Genomic DNA, 15,812 nt, shown 5'->3' with positions numbered 1-15,812 from the left:
CGATGCACACACAGAAAGACTTTTTTCAAAAATACGAACCAAAAAGGAGAGTTAACATTGAGTAAAAAATCGAGCACTGTAAAAAAAGTGGCGGCAGGATTTGTGGCAGTAAACGTACTCGCAAGCACAGTATTGACCACAATCCCGTTCAACGTACTGGCAGCCGATGCTGAGTTGAAGGTTGTGAGCAGTGAGGAAAAAGAAAGTACGGGGAAGAAAAATGTGAAGGCAGGTTCCGGGCATGTGATTAAGTCGGAGGATGTGTATGTGCCGGAATTTACAATTTTGAATGGGAAAGTTCAAAATTGGACGCTTAGTAGCGATAACATTGATGGGGCGTCTATTTTCAATGATACTCGTTTAGAAGGGTTAGCAGTTAACCCTAGTTATGGCTATGCTATTAACTCTAGTAACGCTCGGAATATCCAGATGATTGGCGGAACAAATTCAAATTATGGAGAGATTATTACCGGGATAGGCATAAATACTAGTATTCCCGTTGTACCAAATCGAACACATCAATTTAAATACAGCTTATCAGGACATATGGAAGAAGGAAATCTTCAGTCTTATGTTGGCGATGCAATTAATCGCACGGAAACTTACACAGATGTTTCGAAACCATATAATGTAAATCAAACGCAAACTGCTAATTTCAAAATTTCCGATTCACAGACTAATATGGGTTTTAGTCTAAATAAAGGAAATATAAATTTTGATATACTTTCCTACAACCTTATGTACGAATCCCAATGGAACCAGATTGATGCGCTATTTGGCGATCCTGACCACACGACTTTGGGAGATGGTGTCACTGCCGCAACGGTTGATGCTGCGCAGAAAATGAAAGACAACATGAAAGATAACTTGGACGCCACGGAAATGCAAGCCGAACTCGACAAAGCTTGGGCGCTTGTTCAATTTGCGGATACGACGATTTCTGGGCAGATTTTGTCAAACTCCACCACAATTTCCGGCACAGGCGAGCCAAACCAGCCGATTCAAATTAAAAAAGGCAGTGAAGTCCTGGCTTCTGGTACAGTCGGCGCAGATGGAAAATACAGTTTCGAGATCCCAGCTCAACCAAAAGGCACCGTCTTGGAAGCGGTTGTGAATTGTTATGACCGTCAAGAAAAGAAAACCTCGACCGTCGTAATCAAAGCCATTGAAACGACAACCATCAATAACCTGTCAACTTCTAGCAAAACAGTCAGCGGAACAGCTGAACCGGAAAAACTAGTCATTATTAAAAATAGCGAAGGAACCACCATCGCATCCGGCTATTCAGATGCCAGTGGAAATTATTCCTTCCCAGTGAGCGGTCTAACAGCGGGGGATACGATTACCGCGTCCGTGAGCGTCGGTGATCAGACTTCTTCTGCCCAAACTATCGTCAAAGATGACCGCAAAGCCACTGCCCCAACCGTTCAAGACGTGAAAGATGTTGACACGACGCTGAACGGAAAAGGCACAGCAGGCGACAAAATTACCGTCAAAATTGGTGATGCGACTTATACAGGACAAGTGGACGCAGATGGAAACTTTGCCATCCCAATCCCCCGAAACAAGCTGGCGGCACAGAAATCACCGTCATCGAAACGAACCCGAATAACCCAAGCGATCCTGGCGCTTCCACCAAAGTAACCGTGAAAGATACCACATTGGGCGCCCCAGTTATCAGCACTGTGACCACAAAAGACACTTCCGTCACCGTCACAGGGGAAGCCGGTGCGCAAATCAAGCTGACGCTTCCAGACGGCTCAGTCATGGAAAAAACCGCGGACGCAAATGGTCAAGCGGTCTTCACGATTCCTGCTCAAACAGCCGGAAAAGAAATCTCCGCGACCCAAACCGGTGCGAACGGCAAAGCTAGCCCAGCGGCCACCGTCAAAGTCCAACAAGTCAGCGAAGGCACATTGACCGTCAATGCCCCATTCTACGTTGGCTATGACACCAGTGTGAAAGCGACGGCAACGGGTGACATTCAAAAAGTGTACCTACTTGTAGATGGCGTGAAATATCAAACCGTCTCCGCGAGCGGCAATTTCAGCTATTACGCGAAAGACAAAATCACGTCGCTCTCTCAAAACGTCCAACTCGTCGGCCTTGACGCCAACAGTCATGAAGTCGCGCGGGCAACCGTTCCATTAAAAGACGGCTCCATCATGAAAGGCACCGTCGCTCCTGATAAATACTACATCGGTGTAGACAGCTATGTAAAAGGCACGTACACCGGTGCTGTCCAAAAAGTGGCGCTATCTGTCAACGGGCAAGTCTCTCAAAAAGTCAGCGTCTTGGATAAGACAAACTTCCAGTACTATGCCAAAGACAAGATCACATCGAAAACAGACAAAGTCGAATTAATCGGCTACAACAGCGAAGGCACAAAAATCACGAGTACAACCGTGAACCTTGGTGATGCCAGCGAACTAGTCGGCAGCGTCACAACCAATGAATTTGCGATTAGTGAAGATGCCTACGTGACTGGCACGTACCAAGACAATGTCCACTATGTCTCGCTAACCGTGAACGGTCAAGAATACAAAAAAGTCCAAGTCCTAGACGACAAAAACTTCCAATATTACGCGAAAGGGCTGATTACCAAAACCACTGACAGCGTCCAAATTAACGCATACAACAGTGCGGGCGTCAAAGTGGACACAAAAAACGTTCAACTAATCGACTCTCGTGAAAAAGAAGGTATTCTCGCCCCAATGGCTTACACATTGGAAGACAATTACGTAAATGGCACTTACACAGGCGACATCAAGTATGTAGCCCTCAAAGTGAACGGCACAACATACGGCAAAGTGAACGTCTTGGACAGCAACAATTTCCGTTATTACGCCAAGGACAAAATCAAAAACACCACCGACAGCGTCCAAGTGATTGGCTATAACGCAGCGGGCGGCGTCATTGATACAAAACCCGTGACTGTGAACGCGAAACCAGTCGCAAAAGGCGTCATCGAAACCGCGGACACCTACGAACTCGGTACCAACTACACAAGCGGCACGTACAGTGGTGACATCCAAAAAGTCGCGCTCAAAGTAGGCGATACCACTTACAGTACTGTCCCAGTCAGCAGTGATGGCACATGGAAATATTACGCGAAGGACAAAATCAAAGATACGACAACCCCCGTCACAATCATTGGTTACAACCAGGCAGGCGAAGCAGTATCCGAAAAAACCATTACGGTCAAAGAAGCCACTCCCGCCCAAGTGACCTTCAGCGTAGATCCTTACACCGTTAGTGGTGGCTCAGGCTGGATCCAAGGCACGTACAGTGGCGACATCACGAAAGTCCAATTAGAAGTGGACGGTCAAGCCAAAAGTGAAGTCCCCGTCAACAGTGACGGCACGTGGAAATACTATGCGAAAGACAAAATCAGCTCGACCAGCCAAACCGCCAAAATGCTTGCCTACAGCTCGCAAAACAAAGTGGTCGCTGAACAAACAATCATCCTTCAATAAACTCTTCTCTCCATAACCCCCCCTCTAAAAAAGGAAATCCAGTAATTGACCATTTCAACAATGGGCTTTACTGGATTTCCTTTTTTCTTATACAAACCTATTCACACTTTAATATATCCATAGCCTTCCGCTTGGCGTTCCACTACTTCTAATATGCCATTCGGGACAATTTCAATCATTTTCGGAAGGGTCTCTGCCTGCAAATGGTTAACCGCCAGCGAATTTCGGCAGGCAATGAATTCCACTCGATCAGCAAGCGTTTCCAAAAATTTCTGTTCATCTGCCTCATAATATTTTTTGACTGCCCCGCCATTTGCGACGACGGTAATTTTGCCATCAAATTCGGCCTTGTTTAAGTATTTAATATTGGTTTTTAGCATTGGGAAACGTTCTGCGTCATTGATATGTAATAAAATATTCATCTGTCTTTCGCCTCCAGCTTATTAATTTTTAAAAAGTGCAGCAGAAAAATCTACTGCACTTGGGTACGATTTACTTAACAGGCTCTTCATCACTGCCATGAGCGGCTTCTGGTTCAGGAGCATCCGTATCCGGTTCAACTTCTTCAACACGAGGAGCCGCAACTGTTGCCAGCACTTCCTCGGAGTCTGTCTTGATTTCATAATCGTTATTTTTAGGCAAGTCGCTAACGGAAAGCGCGTCACCAATCGCTAAATTTGAAATATCCACTTCAATTGCTTCTGGTAATTGATCGGGGGTAGCTGTTACAGTCAGTTCATATAATACTTGTTGTAGGACGCCGCCTTCTTTCACACCGCTAGCTTCTCCTACAAGATCCACCCGAACTTCCGCATCCACTTCTTCTTTCATATTTACAGCTAAAAGGTCAACATGAATCAATTGATCTTTTAATGAGTCAATTTGATATTGATGAAGCAGCACATTTAATTTTTGTCCGTCGATCGTAACGGAAAATACAGCATTACGGCCATGTTCTCGAACAGCTTTAATAAGTTCTAGCGCATCGACAGAAACAGGGATATTCTCTGCTTGATATCCGTAGATAATTGCGGGTATGCGTCCGGCTTGCCGAACCTGAGTCGTACTAGAATGTTGCTTCGTATCTCTTTTCTGGACTTCTAACGTTGTTGCCATAAAAAATCACTCCACTCATTCATTTTGTATTCTTCTACAATAATCTTCTTTACCCTGCGAAATAAAATCAAAACAAGCCATGTTTATTTTTCAGGATAAAAGGTAAACAGAAATTAGTGTAACATCCTCAAGTTGATACTTCTATTTTAGCGCAAATATCAGCTTTTCTCAAAAAATACCTTGTTGATGATCGGCGTATTTAAAAAAAGCTTCTGCACTAAACTGTATTATAGCGTTTACACATTTTTTGTATAACAAAATTATAAATATAAGTCGTTCAACGCTTCACAAACCGAAATAAAGTGTTATACTGTACTAGTAGAAAGTTTTAAAAGGAGGAATTTTATTATGAAAGACCATCAAAAAATTATCCTAGTCGGCGACGGAGCAGTTGGTTCCAGTTACGCCTTCGCGTGTGTCAATTTGAGTATCGGTCAAGAATTCGGTATCATCGACATCGATAAAGACAGAACAATTGGAGATGCCATTGACCTTAGCCACGCTGTTCCTTTTTCAACTCCTAAGAAGATTTATTCCGCAAATTACAGCGACTGCCATGATGCTGACTTGGTTGTCATTACAGCTGGTACAGCACAAAAACCTGGCGAAACACGGCTTGATCTGGTTAACCGCAACATCAAAATTATGAAAGGGATTGTTGATGAAATCATGGCAAGTGGTTTCGACGGTATTTTCTTGATCGCCTCTAATCCAGTCGACATCCTCACCTATGCCACTTGGAAATTCTCCGGACTGCCAAAAGAACGAGTCATTGGTTCTGGCACGAGTCTTGATACAGCACGTTTCAGAATGTCGATTGCTGACTATTTGAAAGTTGATGCTCGGAACGTTCATGGCTACATTCTTGGCGAGCACGGCGATACTGAGTTCCCTGCGTGGAGTCACACAACTGTCGGCGGTCTGCCAATTACCGAATGGATTAGCGAAAATGAACAAGGAGCCATGGACACGATTTTCGTCAGTGTGCGTGACGCAGCCTATGAAATCATCAATAAAAAAGGCGCCACTTTTTACGGGATTGCAGCCGCACTGGCCCGCATCACGAAAGCTATCCTTAATAACGAAAATGCCATTTTGCCACTATCCGTTTATTTAGATGGACATTATGGTCAAAAAGATATCTATATCGGTGCTCCTGCCGTATTAAACCGACAAGGCATTCGTCACATTGTTGAAATGAACTTGACGGATAAGGAAAAAGAACAGATGGATCAATCTGCCGCCACATTGAAAGAAGTTTTGCATAACGCGATGAAAGAAGTCGAATAAGCCACAGATAAAACGACCTTGAATAAAATCGGGGTCGTTTTTATATGTCTCCATTGACGTTCCCCAGTTTTTCCATGTATGATGAAGAAAATAAGAGCAGGAGGAATAAAAAGATGATTACTACTACTTCCCCTAACATCGAAGGCCATCAGATTATCGAATATAAGAAAATCGTTTTCGGAGAGGTCATTACAGGTGTCAATTTTGTCAAAGATATTGGAGCTGGACTGCGCAATATTTTTGGCGGACGCTCGCAAGGATATGAGGATGAATTGATCCAAGCACGTGAAGAAGCCATCCAAGAAATGGAGTCTCGTGCTGCACAAATCGGTGCCAATGCCATTATCGGCGTTGATATTGATTACGAGGTGCTAGGCGCGGACAATGGCATGCTGATGGTTACCGCATCAGGAACCGCCGTTATCATTGAAACACAAGATTATTAATTGAACCAAACCGTCAAAGTGTTTGATTTTGGCGGTTTTTCTTTGCAAAAAAAGAGAACCGAATCGACTGCTAGACTAGTGGATGCTAGCCTGCTCAGTCAATTTGGTTCTCTTTGTATTTATTTTTTATTCAAACAGCGAACTTACAGATTCATTTTTATGAACGCGGACAATCGCTTCTCCAAGTAACGATGCAACAGACAATTGTTCCATTTTGTCGATCCATTTATCTTCTGGAAGTTCAATGGAGTTCGTTACGACTAATTTTTCGATTGGCGATTCATCAATCCGCTGCATAGCTGGACCGGAAAGTACAGGATGCGAACAACAAGCATACACTTTTGTCGCGCCTGCTTCTTTGAGCGCCTTAGCTGCCAGCGTGATCGTGCCGGCTGTATCAATAATGTCATCGATCAGGATACATACTTTTCCTTCAACATTCCCTACGATATTCATCACTTCCGCAACATTTGGACGCGGACGGCGTTTATCGATAATGGCAATCGGTGTTTTCAGACGATCCGCCATTTTACGAGCGCGTGTCACACCACCATGGTCCGGCGAAACGACTACTAGATCGTCGCCTAAATGACGTTCACTGAAATAATCACTTAGCAAACGCACTGCATTCAGATGGTCGATTGGAATATCAAAGAATCCTTGAATTTGCGGCGCATGCATATCCAGCGTAATCATACGTGTAGCACCGGCTGTTTCAATCAAGTTTGCCACAAGTTTCGCCGTGATTGGTTCACGACTTCTTGCTTTACGATCTTGACGTGCATAGCCGTAATAAGGCATTACGATATTAATGGTTGCAGCAGAAGCTCTCTTCAGTGCATCGATCATGATCAAAAGTTCCATTAAATTCTGGTTGACAGGATTGCTGGTCGACTGCACGACATAGACGTGGCAACCGCGAATACTTTCTTCAATGTTGATTTGGATTTCGCCATCACTAAAATGAGTAACACTTGACTTCCCTAACTCGATTCCTACTTCGCGTGCAATTTCTTCTGCTAACGCCCGGTTTGAATTTAGCGAGAAAATCTTTAACTTTGGATCAAAATAATCGTTTGACATAATCAGCCTCCACATTTATTATAAAATATTTTAAATACCCCTGATGGAGATATTATTTACTTACATTCAGATTTTTGATGTAGCCCTCTTTATTCACTTGCCGCGCACGAGCAATCGCCATCGCTTCTTCCGGCACATCTTCTGTGATTGTGGAACCTGCTGCGATATACGTATTGCTATGAACCGTGACTGGTGCAACCAGATTGGAATTGCAACCTACAAAGACATTGTCCCCAATAACCGTTTTAAACTTGTCCTTGCCATCATAGTTGACTGAAATCGAACCGCAGCCAACGTTGACATTTTGGCCAATTTCCGCATCACCCATATAAATAAAGTGCGGTAATTTAGTTCCTTCGCCAACAGTCGCTTTTTTCGTTTCGACATAATTGCCGATTTTCACCTTGTCATGGATAACCGATTCAGGCCGCAGGTGGGCATATGGACCAATTTGAACATCATTCCCAACTGAGCTTTCTTCGATTGACGAACTCCGCACGTAGACGCGATCGCCAATTTCAGCATGATTAAAGTCTGAACCGCTCGTAATGACACAATCAGAGCCAATTCGCGTTTTCCCTCTCAGTGTAACACCTGGTTCGATTACTGTATCTTGGCCGATTTCCACATCCACATCAATATATGTGTTCGCCGGATCGACCAGCGTCACGCCATTACGCATGTGCGCTTCATTAATTCGAGCACGCATGATCCGCCCCGCTTCAGCAAGTGCAACACGATCATTTACGCCCAGCGATTCTTCAAAATTCTCCATTCGATAAGCCGCAACGACTTCATCTTCACTTTTCAAAATTTTGATAACATCTGGCAAATAGTATTCGCCTTGCGCATTATCATTGGAAACCTTAGCTAGTGCAGCAAAAAGCGCCCGGTTGTCAAAGCAATAGGTTCCTGTATTGATCTCCGTAATTCGCCGTTCTTTTTCCGACGCATCTTTATGCTCAACAATTTTTTCAACGATGCCTAAATCGTCCCGAACAATTCGACCGTAACCTGTCGGATCAGCAACTGTCGTCGTCAAAATTGTTGCTTTGGCACGTTTTTCATGATGATATTTCATGAGTGCCGCCATTGTCGCACTTTGGATCAGCGGCGTATCACCGCAAACCACTAGCGTCACACCATCCAAATCTTCGAGCAGATCTTTCGCTTGAAGCACAGCATGGGCGGTCCCAAGTTGTTCCGCCTGCATCACAAAATCACTTTTACCTTGCAGATGTTCTTTTACTTTTTCGGCGCCATGACCTACTACAGTAACGATTTTAGCAATTTCAAGTTTTTCAATCTCACCTACCACATGTTCAACCATTGGCTTGCCACAGACTGGATGCAGAACTTTATAAAGCTTGGACTTCATTCGCGTACCTTGACCGGCCGCAAGTACAATTGCATATTGATTCGACATAAAAGACCCCCCAGTCTACTTTTAAATATCATGGAAAAGGATACCTTAAACATCTTGAACTTTCAAGATACCTTCCACCCATTCACATTTCCTTGTCATAAAAAAACTTTACCCGTGTTTTCTTAGGTAAAGTGCTGCTATTTAGTATGGAATTTGGGTACAGTTGACCCTAAGAAGCCCTTGCCTTTACTATTCAAAAAGCGCACTTCCATGTATGTCAACATGTTGCCCCTCCTTAATTTTTCGTTCCATTTGATTATACCATAGACCGAAATGGAAAAACAACCAAATCCAGATTACATGTTTATTCAATTGTATATTGTCATTACAATCCGCTTTTCCCAACAAAAAAAGCGCGAAAGATTTTTCATCTTCCACGCTTCGTATTTTAAATTATTCAGCAGAAACGGACTCTGATTCTTCTGCGTTCGCTTCTTCTTCGCCAACACGTTCATATTCAGCCAAGACAACTTCTTGGATTTTTCCACGTGTATCAGAATTGATTGGGTGAGCGATATCACGGAACTCTCCGTCAACACCACGTTTTGAAGGCATTGCTACGAATAAACCGTTGTTGCCATCAATAACACGGATATCATGAACAACAAATTCATCATCCAAAGTGATTGAGGCGATTGCTCTCATTCTTCCATCAGTTTCTACCCGGCGTAATCTCACATCTGTTACTTGCATTTCCGTCACTCCTTATCCCATTTGCCCCTTTTCAAAAAGGATAGCTCTGTCTCCGGTATCAGAATCAGGTTTTCCCTTTCTGTTCCGTTTTCACATGCCGTTCCTCGTACAAGGGAAATTTTTAATTATTCTTCTACGACTGATTCGTCAGCAGAAGCATCTTCCTCTGTAGCTGGTTCTTCCGCTACTTCATAAGCCGCAAGAACTGCTTCTTGAACCTTTGCACGCGTTTCCGAATTGATTGGATGCGCAATGTCACGAAACTCACCTTCTGGCGTACGTTTACTTGGCATTGCTACAAAAAGCCCGTCATTCCCTTCGATAACTCGAATATCATGTACGACAAACTCCCCATCAATCGTGATTGAAGAAATTGCTTTCATTCTCCCATCTGTCTCAACACGACGTAATCTCACATCTGTAATTTCCATTTTCTTCACCACCTTATTCTAGTTGCCCTGCTTAAATCCATTCAGTTCACATGCAACAAAAGTAGACTTAAAAAATCAGCTGTTAAGAAATCGAGATTTTTTCCACCTTGTATCTCTTTTCCCTTAAAGCTATCATAATAAAAAAAACCAAATTTGACAACTTTGTGAATTTATATTAAAAAACGGTTTTTTTTACTCAAAAACTATTGACATGGATACAAAGGGTTATAATTGCACAAGTTTTGTACACATTATTTTTCCATAGTTTTCCTTGAGAATAAAATCGAAATAGTTGGAAAAGCTTTATGCGCACCCAATCAAACATCTGTTTATCCAACCAAACAAGTTTCAAATTACTATTCCTTATAAAAAGTGTGTACAACAGCTAGTAAATTACTTGGTTTTATTTTATTACAAAAGCTTCTCCCAATGTATCTTTTATATTTTTTGCAACCATTTCCAAATGATTGCTGTCACTTGCTTTCAGGTGCGACTAATCTCTATTTTCCCCGATATTTATTTTTTATTGCTGTTTTATGTAACAAAAACATTAAAAAGAAATGACAAAATATGTCTTTGGTTAAAATTCCAAATATAGATCCCTATTACGCCAAAAATATATCGAACCTATCGTTTCTCACTTTAGCATATTCATGGAAAAGACGCAATCGAATTAAAAAAAGTCCATCTCTAACACTTGTTAAAGATGGACTTTTTGCCGAGTCACTCTGAACGAAGCGCGTCAATCGGACGCAGTTTCGATGCTTTATTGGCTGGAGCAATCCCGAAGATGATACCAATGCATAGCGAGAACACGAATGAGAAGATAATCGTCCCGGCCGTTACGCCAGATGGAATATTGGCCACATTGCCGAAGATTACCGCTCCGCTCACGCCAATGGCAATCCCGATAAGTCCGCCAAACACGCTAATCACAACAGATTCAATCAGAAACTGCATGAGGATTGCGCGTTTCTTGGCTCCGAGCGCTTTCCGAATACCAATTTCACGCGTTCGCTCGCTAACGGAAACTAGCATGATATTCATGATGCCGATTCCACCAACTACAAGCGAAATTGCCGCAATGGCTCCCAAGGCCGTCGTCAAAGTGGAGCTGATGGTATTGAAAGCATCCAGAATCTCTTGCTGATTGATCACTTGATAAGATGGGCCTAATTGATTATCGGACGAAGTATTTTTACTGTCTGTTTCATTAAACTTAATTGCCAGACGCGATTCCAGCGTATTTACGACAAAATCTACGTCCTCTGCACTTTCCGTCTCTACATAGATACTTTGGATGCCCGTATCTTTCAAAAGTCGCTGAGCCGCTTGGATGGGGATGAAAACTTGATCATCGCTAGAGCCCATCATGGAGGCGCCCTTTTCTTCCAGTACGCCGACTACTTTATACGGCATGCCGTTCAAACGGATGGTTTTACCGATCGGGTCCGCAAAGCCAAAGAGGTCACTGGCGACACCTGAACCGATCACCGCCACTTTCTGCCCGTATTCAATATCAATCGGCAGCAAGAAGCGTCCTTCCGCCAAGTCCAAGCTGCGCGCTTTCTGATATTGGTCGTTCGTGCCGATGACTTTCAGATTTTCAGACTGGTAATCATACGTCGCATTTACTTGACCTGACAGCTCCGGTGAAACACTTTTGACGCCGTCGATCGTTTGGTATTTCATCACTTCATCATAAGAGAATTGATTGTTGGGATTGGTCGAATAGTTCATGACTGTGACTAAATTGGAGCCGAGATCGCCCATTTGACTGTCTACCTCTTGCGTTACGCCTTTTCCAAGCGATACCAAAAGAATGACAGAGGCCACCCCGATAATGATTCCTAACATGGTCAGAAATGAACGCAGCTTACTGGAACGCAGCTGCTTGAAAGCCATTTTCATACTTTGGAGGATACTCATTTACTTTCCCCCTCATCATAAAGCTTGCCGTCTTGAATGCGGATGCTACGCGTGCCATAAGCCGCAATATCTAAATCATGCGTAATCATGACAATGGTATTCCCCTGCGCATTGAGCTCTTGCAAGATTCCCATGACTTCGCGGCCCGTTTTAGAATCCAGTGCACCGGTCGGCTCATCTGCAAGCAGGATTGAGGGGCCGGCAGCCAAGGCTCGAGCTATCGCCACACGTTGCTGCTGTCCACCTGAAAGCTGCGTTGGCAAGTTTTTACTTTTATCGCCAAGTCCGACTTTCTCCAGACTTTCTCGCGCGATTTTTTCACGTTTTGAAGCGCTAAGTCCTGCATAGATTAGCGGCAGTTCGACATTTTCTAGCGCACTGAGCTTCGTCAGCAAATTGAACTGCTGGAAAATAAAACCGATTTTTTTATTGCGAATTTCCGACAAGCGATTGTCATTCAGCTGAAATACATCCACACTGTCCAAATGATAGCTACCGTTATCCGGCATGTCTAAACAGCCGATCATATTCATCAGCGTAGATTTCCCTGAGCCGGACGGGCCGACGATCGACAGGAACTCGCCTTCTTCAACAGCTAGAGAGACATCATCCAACGCTTTAAATGTTTCACCGCCGAGTGTATAGGTCTTCGTGATATGTTTTATATCAATTAATGGTGTTGTCAAAACAGCTCCTCCTTTCCGAATAGATTCATTTTAGAATCCTTCTGGGGTGGTGCTTGATTTTTGTGACGGCAGGATGACTTTATCGCCTTTTTCCAAGCCTTTAGTGATTTCAATGTTATCTTCATTGTGAAGGCCTGTTTCAACAATCACTTTTTTCTTGGTTTCTTTTCCTTTTTTGTCCTTCGCAGGAACCATCACATAGTATTTATTGTCATCATCTTTTTGAACGGCTTCAATCGGCACATAGAGTGCATCTTGTTTTTCATTAACGAGAATCGATGCGTCTGCTGTCATGCCTGCTTTAAGGTCCGTTGTATCATCAATAGAAATTGTCACGGCAAACGTGGAAACGCCATTTTGAACTTGTCCTTGCTCTGCTATCTCCGTGACTTTACCTTTATATGTTTTATCTGGAAGAGCCGTTACAGAAATATCGACTTCCTGATCTTTTTTGATATTCGGAATATCCAGTTCGTCCATCTGTGCTTGGAGAACCAATTTGTTGTAATCTGGCATCTGTTGATTTTCAGGCATGATCGCTCCTGTGCCAGTCGCTTTGATTTTTAACTCACCTTGTTTTACTTTTGTTGTGACAAGTTTTTCCTGCCCAACACTTGCGCTCTCTCCGCCCTTATTAAGCAGGAAAAAGCCTCCGCCAACAATGATCACAATAACGAGCAGTGCGATCAGCCATTTCATCCATTTCTTCATTTGTCTCCTCCTTCTAGTGTATCCTTGACCGTCATTATTCCTATGTATTTCTGCGTTGATAGGTCTCATTGTACCATAAAAGTTAACTTACTTAACTACTCCTCGAGATGTAACTTTCATGAAAAAAACCTGGCGCAAAGAAGAGATACTTAGGTGCCAAAAGAAGCTTTTGACGCGCGTATTCTTCATTACGACAGGTTGAATATTTTATTTGGCAAAATAATTGCCTTCTACGACTTCGATTTGTTTTTCTTTCACATTGACATTTTTGATTTTGACGAGTGAAACATAATCGTCCACCAGCCGCTCTTCTGCATACTCCGATTCTGCCAGCACGCCGATGCCTACTAAATTGGCATTGAACTCTTCCAGCAGATTCTTCATGCCGTTGATCGTGCCGCCCGCCTTCATGAAATCATCCACAACGACAACATTGGCGCCTTCTGCCAGACTGCGCTTCGAGAGCTCCATTTTTTCGATCCGCTTGGTCGATCCGGATACATAATTGATGCTCACGGTCGAGCCCTCTGTCACCTTGCTGTCACGTCGAACGATAACAAATGGGACGCTGAGATGCTCTGATACCGCTTGGGCGATTGGGATGCCTTTTGTCGCCACTGTCATAATCGCGTCGATCGGACGGTCATTGAATTTGGTTGCCAGTATTTTGCCGATTGCTTTCAGGGTAACTGGTTCGCCCAGCAAATCAGATAAATACAGGTAGCCACCAGGCAATAGGCGGTTCGGCTCGGCAATGCGGTTGCAAAGCGTGTGAATAAAATCAAGCACATCCGCATTATCCGCCTTCGAGATATACTGAACGCCGCCAGCAGCGCCGGGCACAGTCTCTAAGGTTCCGATGCCGCGTTCTTCAAACGTTTTCTTGATAATGACTAGATCTTCACTGATGGAAGACTTGGCTGAGCCATAACGTTCGGCAAACATGGTCAACGGGACTAATTTTCGTGGATGTGATAACAAGAACTGCGTCATGTCTATCAGACGCTCACTACGACGAATCTTCATACTCTCTCTCCCTTTATTTCCGTATATTGAGAACAAAAAACTTGCTTTTGTACGTATTTTCTTTATTATAAAACGATTCTCCTACTCTTGACAACTTTTTACTTCTTTAGTGGAAAATTTGTTTATTGATCGTTCTTTTCGCTCCATGGTCGCACCAGATAAACCTCATCACAAAAACCGCGGAGACCATTGCAGATTCGTTTTGCTCGTGAATACTGTTTGACGATGGCAAAAACGGACGGTCCGCTGCCGCTCATCAAGGCCGCATCCGCACCGAAAGCCTGCATCTTGTCTTTGATTTGCTTTACCGCGTCATTTTTTTGAAGCGTGACGGTTTCCAGTACATTCCCTGTCGCTTGGCAGATCTTGTCTAGATCGCCTGTTTCAATTCCGTCCAGCATCAGCGCTGTGTTCGGATGTTCAACCTCTTGCAGGTTCAACTCCTTGTAAACGGATGGTGTGGAAACGCTGATGCTCGGCTTGGCCACGACAATCCAGCAGCTGGGCATACTTTTTAACGGTTGGATGATTTCGCCACGACCCGTTGCAAGCGCCGCGCCTCCATATAGGCAAAAGGCGATGTCCGACCCGATCGCGCCGCTAATCTCAGCAAGCTCTTCTATAGGCAGATTCAGCCCCCACAGAATGTTCAAGCCTTTTAGCGCTGCCGCTGCATCACTGCTTCCCCCTGCCAAGCCGGCCGATACCGGTATATGTTTGTCGACGGTTATGCGAACGCCTTTTTTGATTTGAAATCGATCCTTTAAAAGCATGGCAGCTTGATAAATCAGGTTGCGCCGATCCTCTGGAATAAAGTGCGCCTTGACGTCCAAAATAATTTCATCTGAGTCAAGCAGTTCCAGGTACAGTCGATCGGAAAGGTCAATTGTGGCCATGACCATCTCGACTTCGTGGTAGCCATCTTCGCGTTTATAAAGCACATCCAAGGATAGATTGATCTTTGCTGGCGCTTTAATACTCATTTTCATTATTTTTGCCTCCGAGCGTCCTATTCAAAATCTCTTTGTATTATTCTATCATAAGCAGAAAAAAATAGGTAGCATCGTTCTAGCTAGCTCCTGAGACAAAGCAAAAACCGGACCCTTATCGGACCCGGCCACATAAATGCTTATAAAGCTAATTCTTTTTGATCATCAGTAAAAATAAGTTCTACTGCATCCGTGAGAATATCTGTGTAACTGTAGGATACTCTTTCAAAGTTGTTTTCATCTTGATCAAGTTCAACAATGAAAACCGATGGATAAGTCTCTGCTAAAATACCGCAACGTTCAATGGTCTTCTTACGCCCACCGTTCGCTCTCAAAGTCAATGCTTTACCTAACTTGGAATCTAAGTTTTGCTTAATACTTGCAATGGTTGTTGGCATTTATTTTCCACCTCACTAACAAATAGTATAACACAAAATGGAAACAAAAGCAAGAAACCAAATATTTTATCAGTTTATCTACCTATCTGTCAACATCTAAGGTCATTTTTTC

Annotated in this window: 16 protein-coding genes; 4 read left to right on the top strand and 12 right to left on the bottom strand. The window is 43.5% G+C overall.

The window, feature by feature from the left end:
• Positions 1-57: 57 nt before the first annotated feature.
• Together CS921_RS12715 and CS921_RS12710 are read left to right on the top strand one after the other, a co-directional pair.
• On the top strand, positions 58-1,644 hold the full coding sequence (locus CS921_RS12715) for an Ig-like domain-containing protein (RefSeq protein WP_099224481.1): 1,587 nt from the start codon (positions 58-60) through the stop codon (positions 1,642-1,644).
• A 17-nt stretch (positions 1,645-1,661) separates the two neighbouring features.
• Positions 1,662-3,476 carry an immunoglobulin-like domain-containing protein gene (locus tag CS921_RS12710; RefSeq protein ID WP_099224479.1) on the top strand — a complete coding sequence of 605 codons (1,815 nt, stop codon included), beginning with the start codon at positions 1,662-1,664 and terminating at the stop codon, positions 3,474-3,476.
• Positions 3,477-3,577: 101 nt separating this feature from the next.
• On the opposite strand, the gene CS921_RS12705 is transcribed toward CS921_RS12710, so the two are convergent.
• Positions 3,578-3,898 (bottom strand): DsrE family protein, encoded by a 321-nt coding sequence (locus CS921_RS12705; RefSeq protein ID WP_099224477.1) that lies wholly within the window; start codon positions 3,896-3,898, stop codon positions 3,578-3,580.
• Positions 3,899-3,968: 70 nt separating this feature from the next.
• A complete protein-coding gene (locus CS921_RS12700) occupies positions 3,969-4,592 on the bottom strand; it encodes a 50S ribosomal protein L25/general stress protein Ctc (protein ID WP_099224475.1) in 624 nt (207 codons plus the stop codon).
• A gap of 348 nt (positions 4,593-4,940) precedes the next feature.
• On the opposite strand from CS921_RS12700, the gene CS921_RS12695 reads away from it, so the two are divergent.
• Both CS921_RS12695 and CS921_RS12690 read left to right on the top strand, forming a co-directional pair.
• On the top strand, positions 4,941-5,882 hold the full coding sequence (locus CS921_RS12695; protein WP_099224473.1) for an L-lactate dehydrogenase: 942 nt from the start codon (positions 4,941-4,943) through the stop codon (positions 5,880-5,882).
• Positions 5,883-5,995: 113 nt separating this feature from the next.
• Entirely contained in the window at positions 5,996-6,328 is a 333-nt protein-coding gene (locus CS921_RS12690) for a putative heavy metal-binding protein (protein WP_099224471.1), read from the top strand.
• A 126-nt stretch (positions 6,329-6,454) separates the two neighbouring features.
• Here CS921_RS12690 and CS921_RS12685 read toward each other — a convergent pair whose 3' ends face one another.
• From CS921_RS12685 to veg, 10 genes are all read right to left on the bottom strand, one after another.
• A complete protein-coding gene (locus CS921_RS12685) occupies positions 6,455-7,411 on the bottom strand; it encodes a ribose-phosphate diphosphokinase (RefSeq protein ID WP_099224469.1) in 957 nt (318 codons plus the stop codon).
• A gap of 52 nt (positions 7,412-7,463) precedes the next feature.
• The gene (glmU, locus tag CS921_RS12680; RefSeq protein ID WP_099224467.1) at positions 7,464-8,837 is read right to left on the bottom strand and encodes a bifunctional UDP-N-acetylglucosamine diphosphorylase/glucosamine-1-phosphate N-acetyltransferase GlmU; all 1,374 of its coding nucleotides are present in this window, start codon (positions 8,835-8,837) and stop codon (positions 7,464-7,466) included.
• 393 nt (positions 8,838-9,230) lie between these two features.
• Positions 9,231-9,530: a septation regulator SpoVG gene (gene spoVG, locus CS921_RS12675; protein WP_099224465.1), complete on the bottom strand. Its 300-nt coding sequence runs from the start codon at positions 9,528-9,530 to the stop codon at positions 9,231-9,233.
• A gap of 125 nt (positions 9,531-9,655) precedes the next feature.
• Positions 9,656-9,961, bottom strand: a complete 306-nt coding sequence (gene spoVG, locus CS921_RS12670) for a septation regulator SpoVG (protein ID WP_099224463.1) — start codon at positions 9,959-9,961, stop codon at positions 9,656-9,658.
• Between the two features lie 723 nt (positions 9,962-10,684).
• Positions 10,685-11,890, bottom strand: a complete 1,206-nt coding sequence (locus CS921_RS12665) for an ABC transporter permease (protein WP_099224461.1) — start codon at positions 11,888-11,890, stop codon at positions 10,685-10,687.
• On the bottom strand, positions 11,887-12,576 hold the full coding sequence (locus CS921_RS12660) for an ABC transporter ATP-binding protein (protein WP_099224459.1): 690 nt from the start codon (positions 12,574-12,576) through the stop codon (positions 11,887-11,889). Before CS921_RS12660 ends, CS921_RS12665 begins: the two co-directional genes overlap by 4 nt.
• A 30-nt stretch (positions 12,577-12,606) precedes the next feature.
• On the bottom strand, positions 12,607-13,287 hold the full coding sequence (locus CS921_RS12655; RefSeq protein WP_099224457.1) for an efflux RND transporter periplasmic adaptor subunit: 681 nt from the start codon (positions 13,285-13,287) through the stop codon (positions 12,607-12,609).
• Positions 13,288-13,494: 207 nt separating this feature from the next.
• Entirely contained in the window at positions 13,495-14,313 is an 819-nt protein-coding gene (gene purR, locus CS921_RS12650) for a pur operon repressor (protein WP_099224455.1), read from the bottom strand.
• Positions 14,314-14,435: 122 nt separating this feature from the next.
• Positions 14,436-15,302, bottom strand: coding sequence for a 4-(cytidine 5'-diphospho)-2-C-methyl-D-erythritol kinase (gene ispE / locus CS921_RS12645; protein ID WP_099224453.1), 867 nt, complete (start codon positions 15,300-15,302; stop codon positions 14,436-14,438).
• Positions 15,303-15,442: 140 nt separating this feature from the next.
• The gene (gene veg, locus CS921_RS12640; protein WP_099224451.1) at positions 15,443-15,700 is read right to left on the bottom strand and encodes a biofilm formation stimulator Veg; all 258 of its coding nucleotides are present in this window, start codon (positions 15,698-15,700) and stop codon (positions 15,443-15,445) included.
• Between the last annotated feature and the right edge of the window lie 112 nt (positions 15,701-15,812).

The organism is Listeria costaricensis, from assembly GCF_900183385.1.
Lineage (GTDB): Bacteria > Bacillota > Bacilli > Lactobacillales > Listeriaceae > Listeria > Listeria costaricensis.
This window is presented reverse-complemented; position numbering and strand designations above follow the sequence as displayed.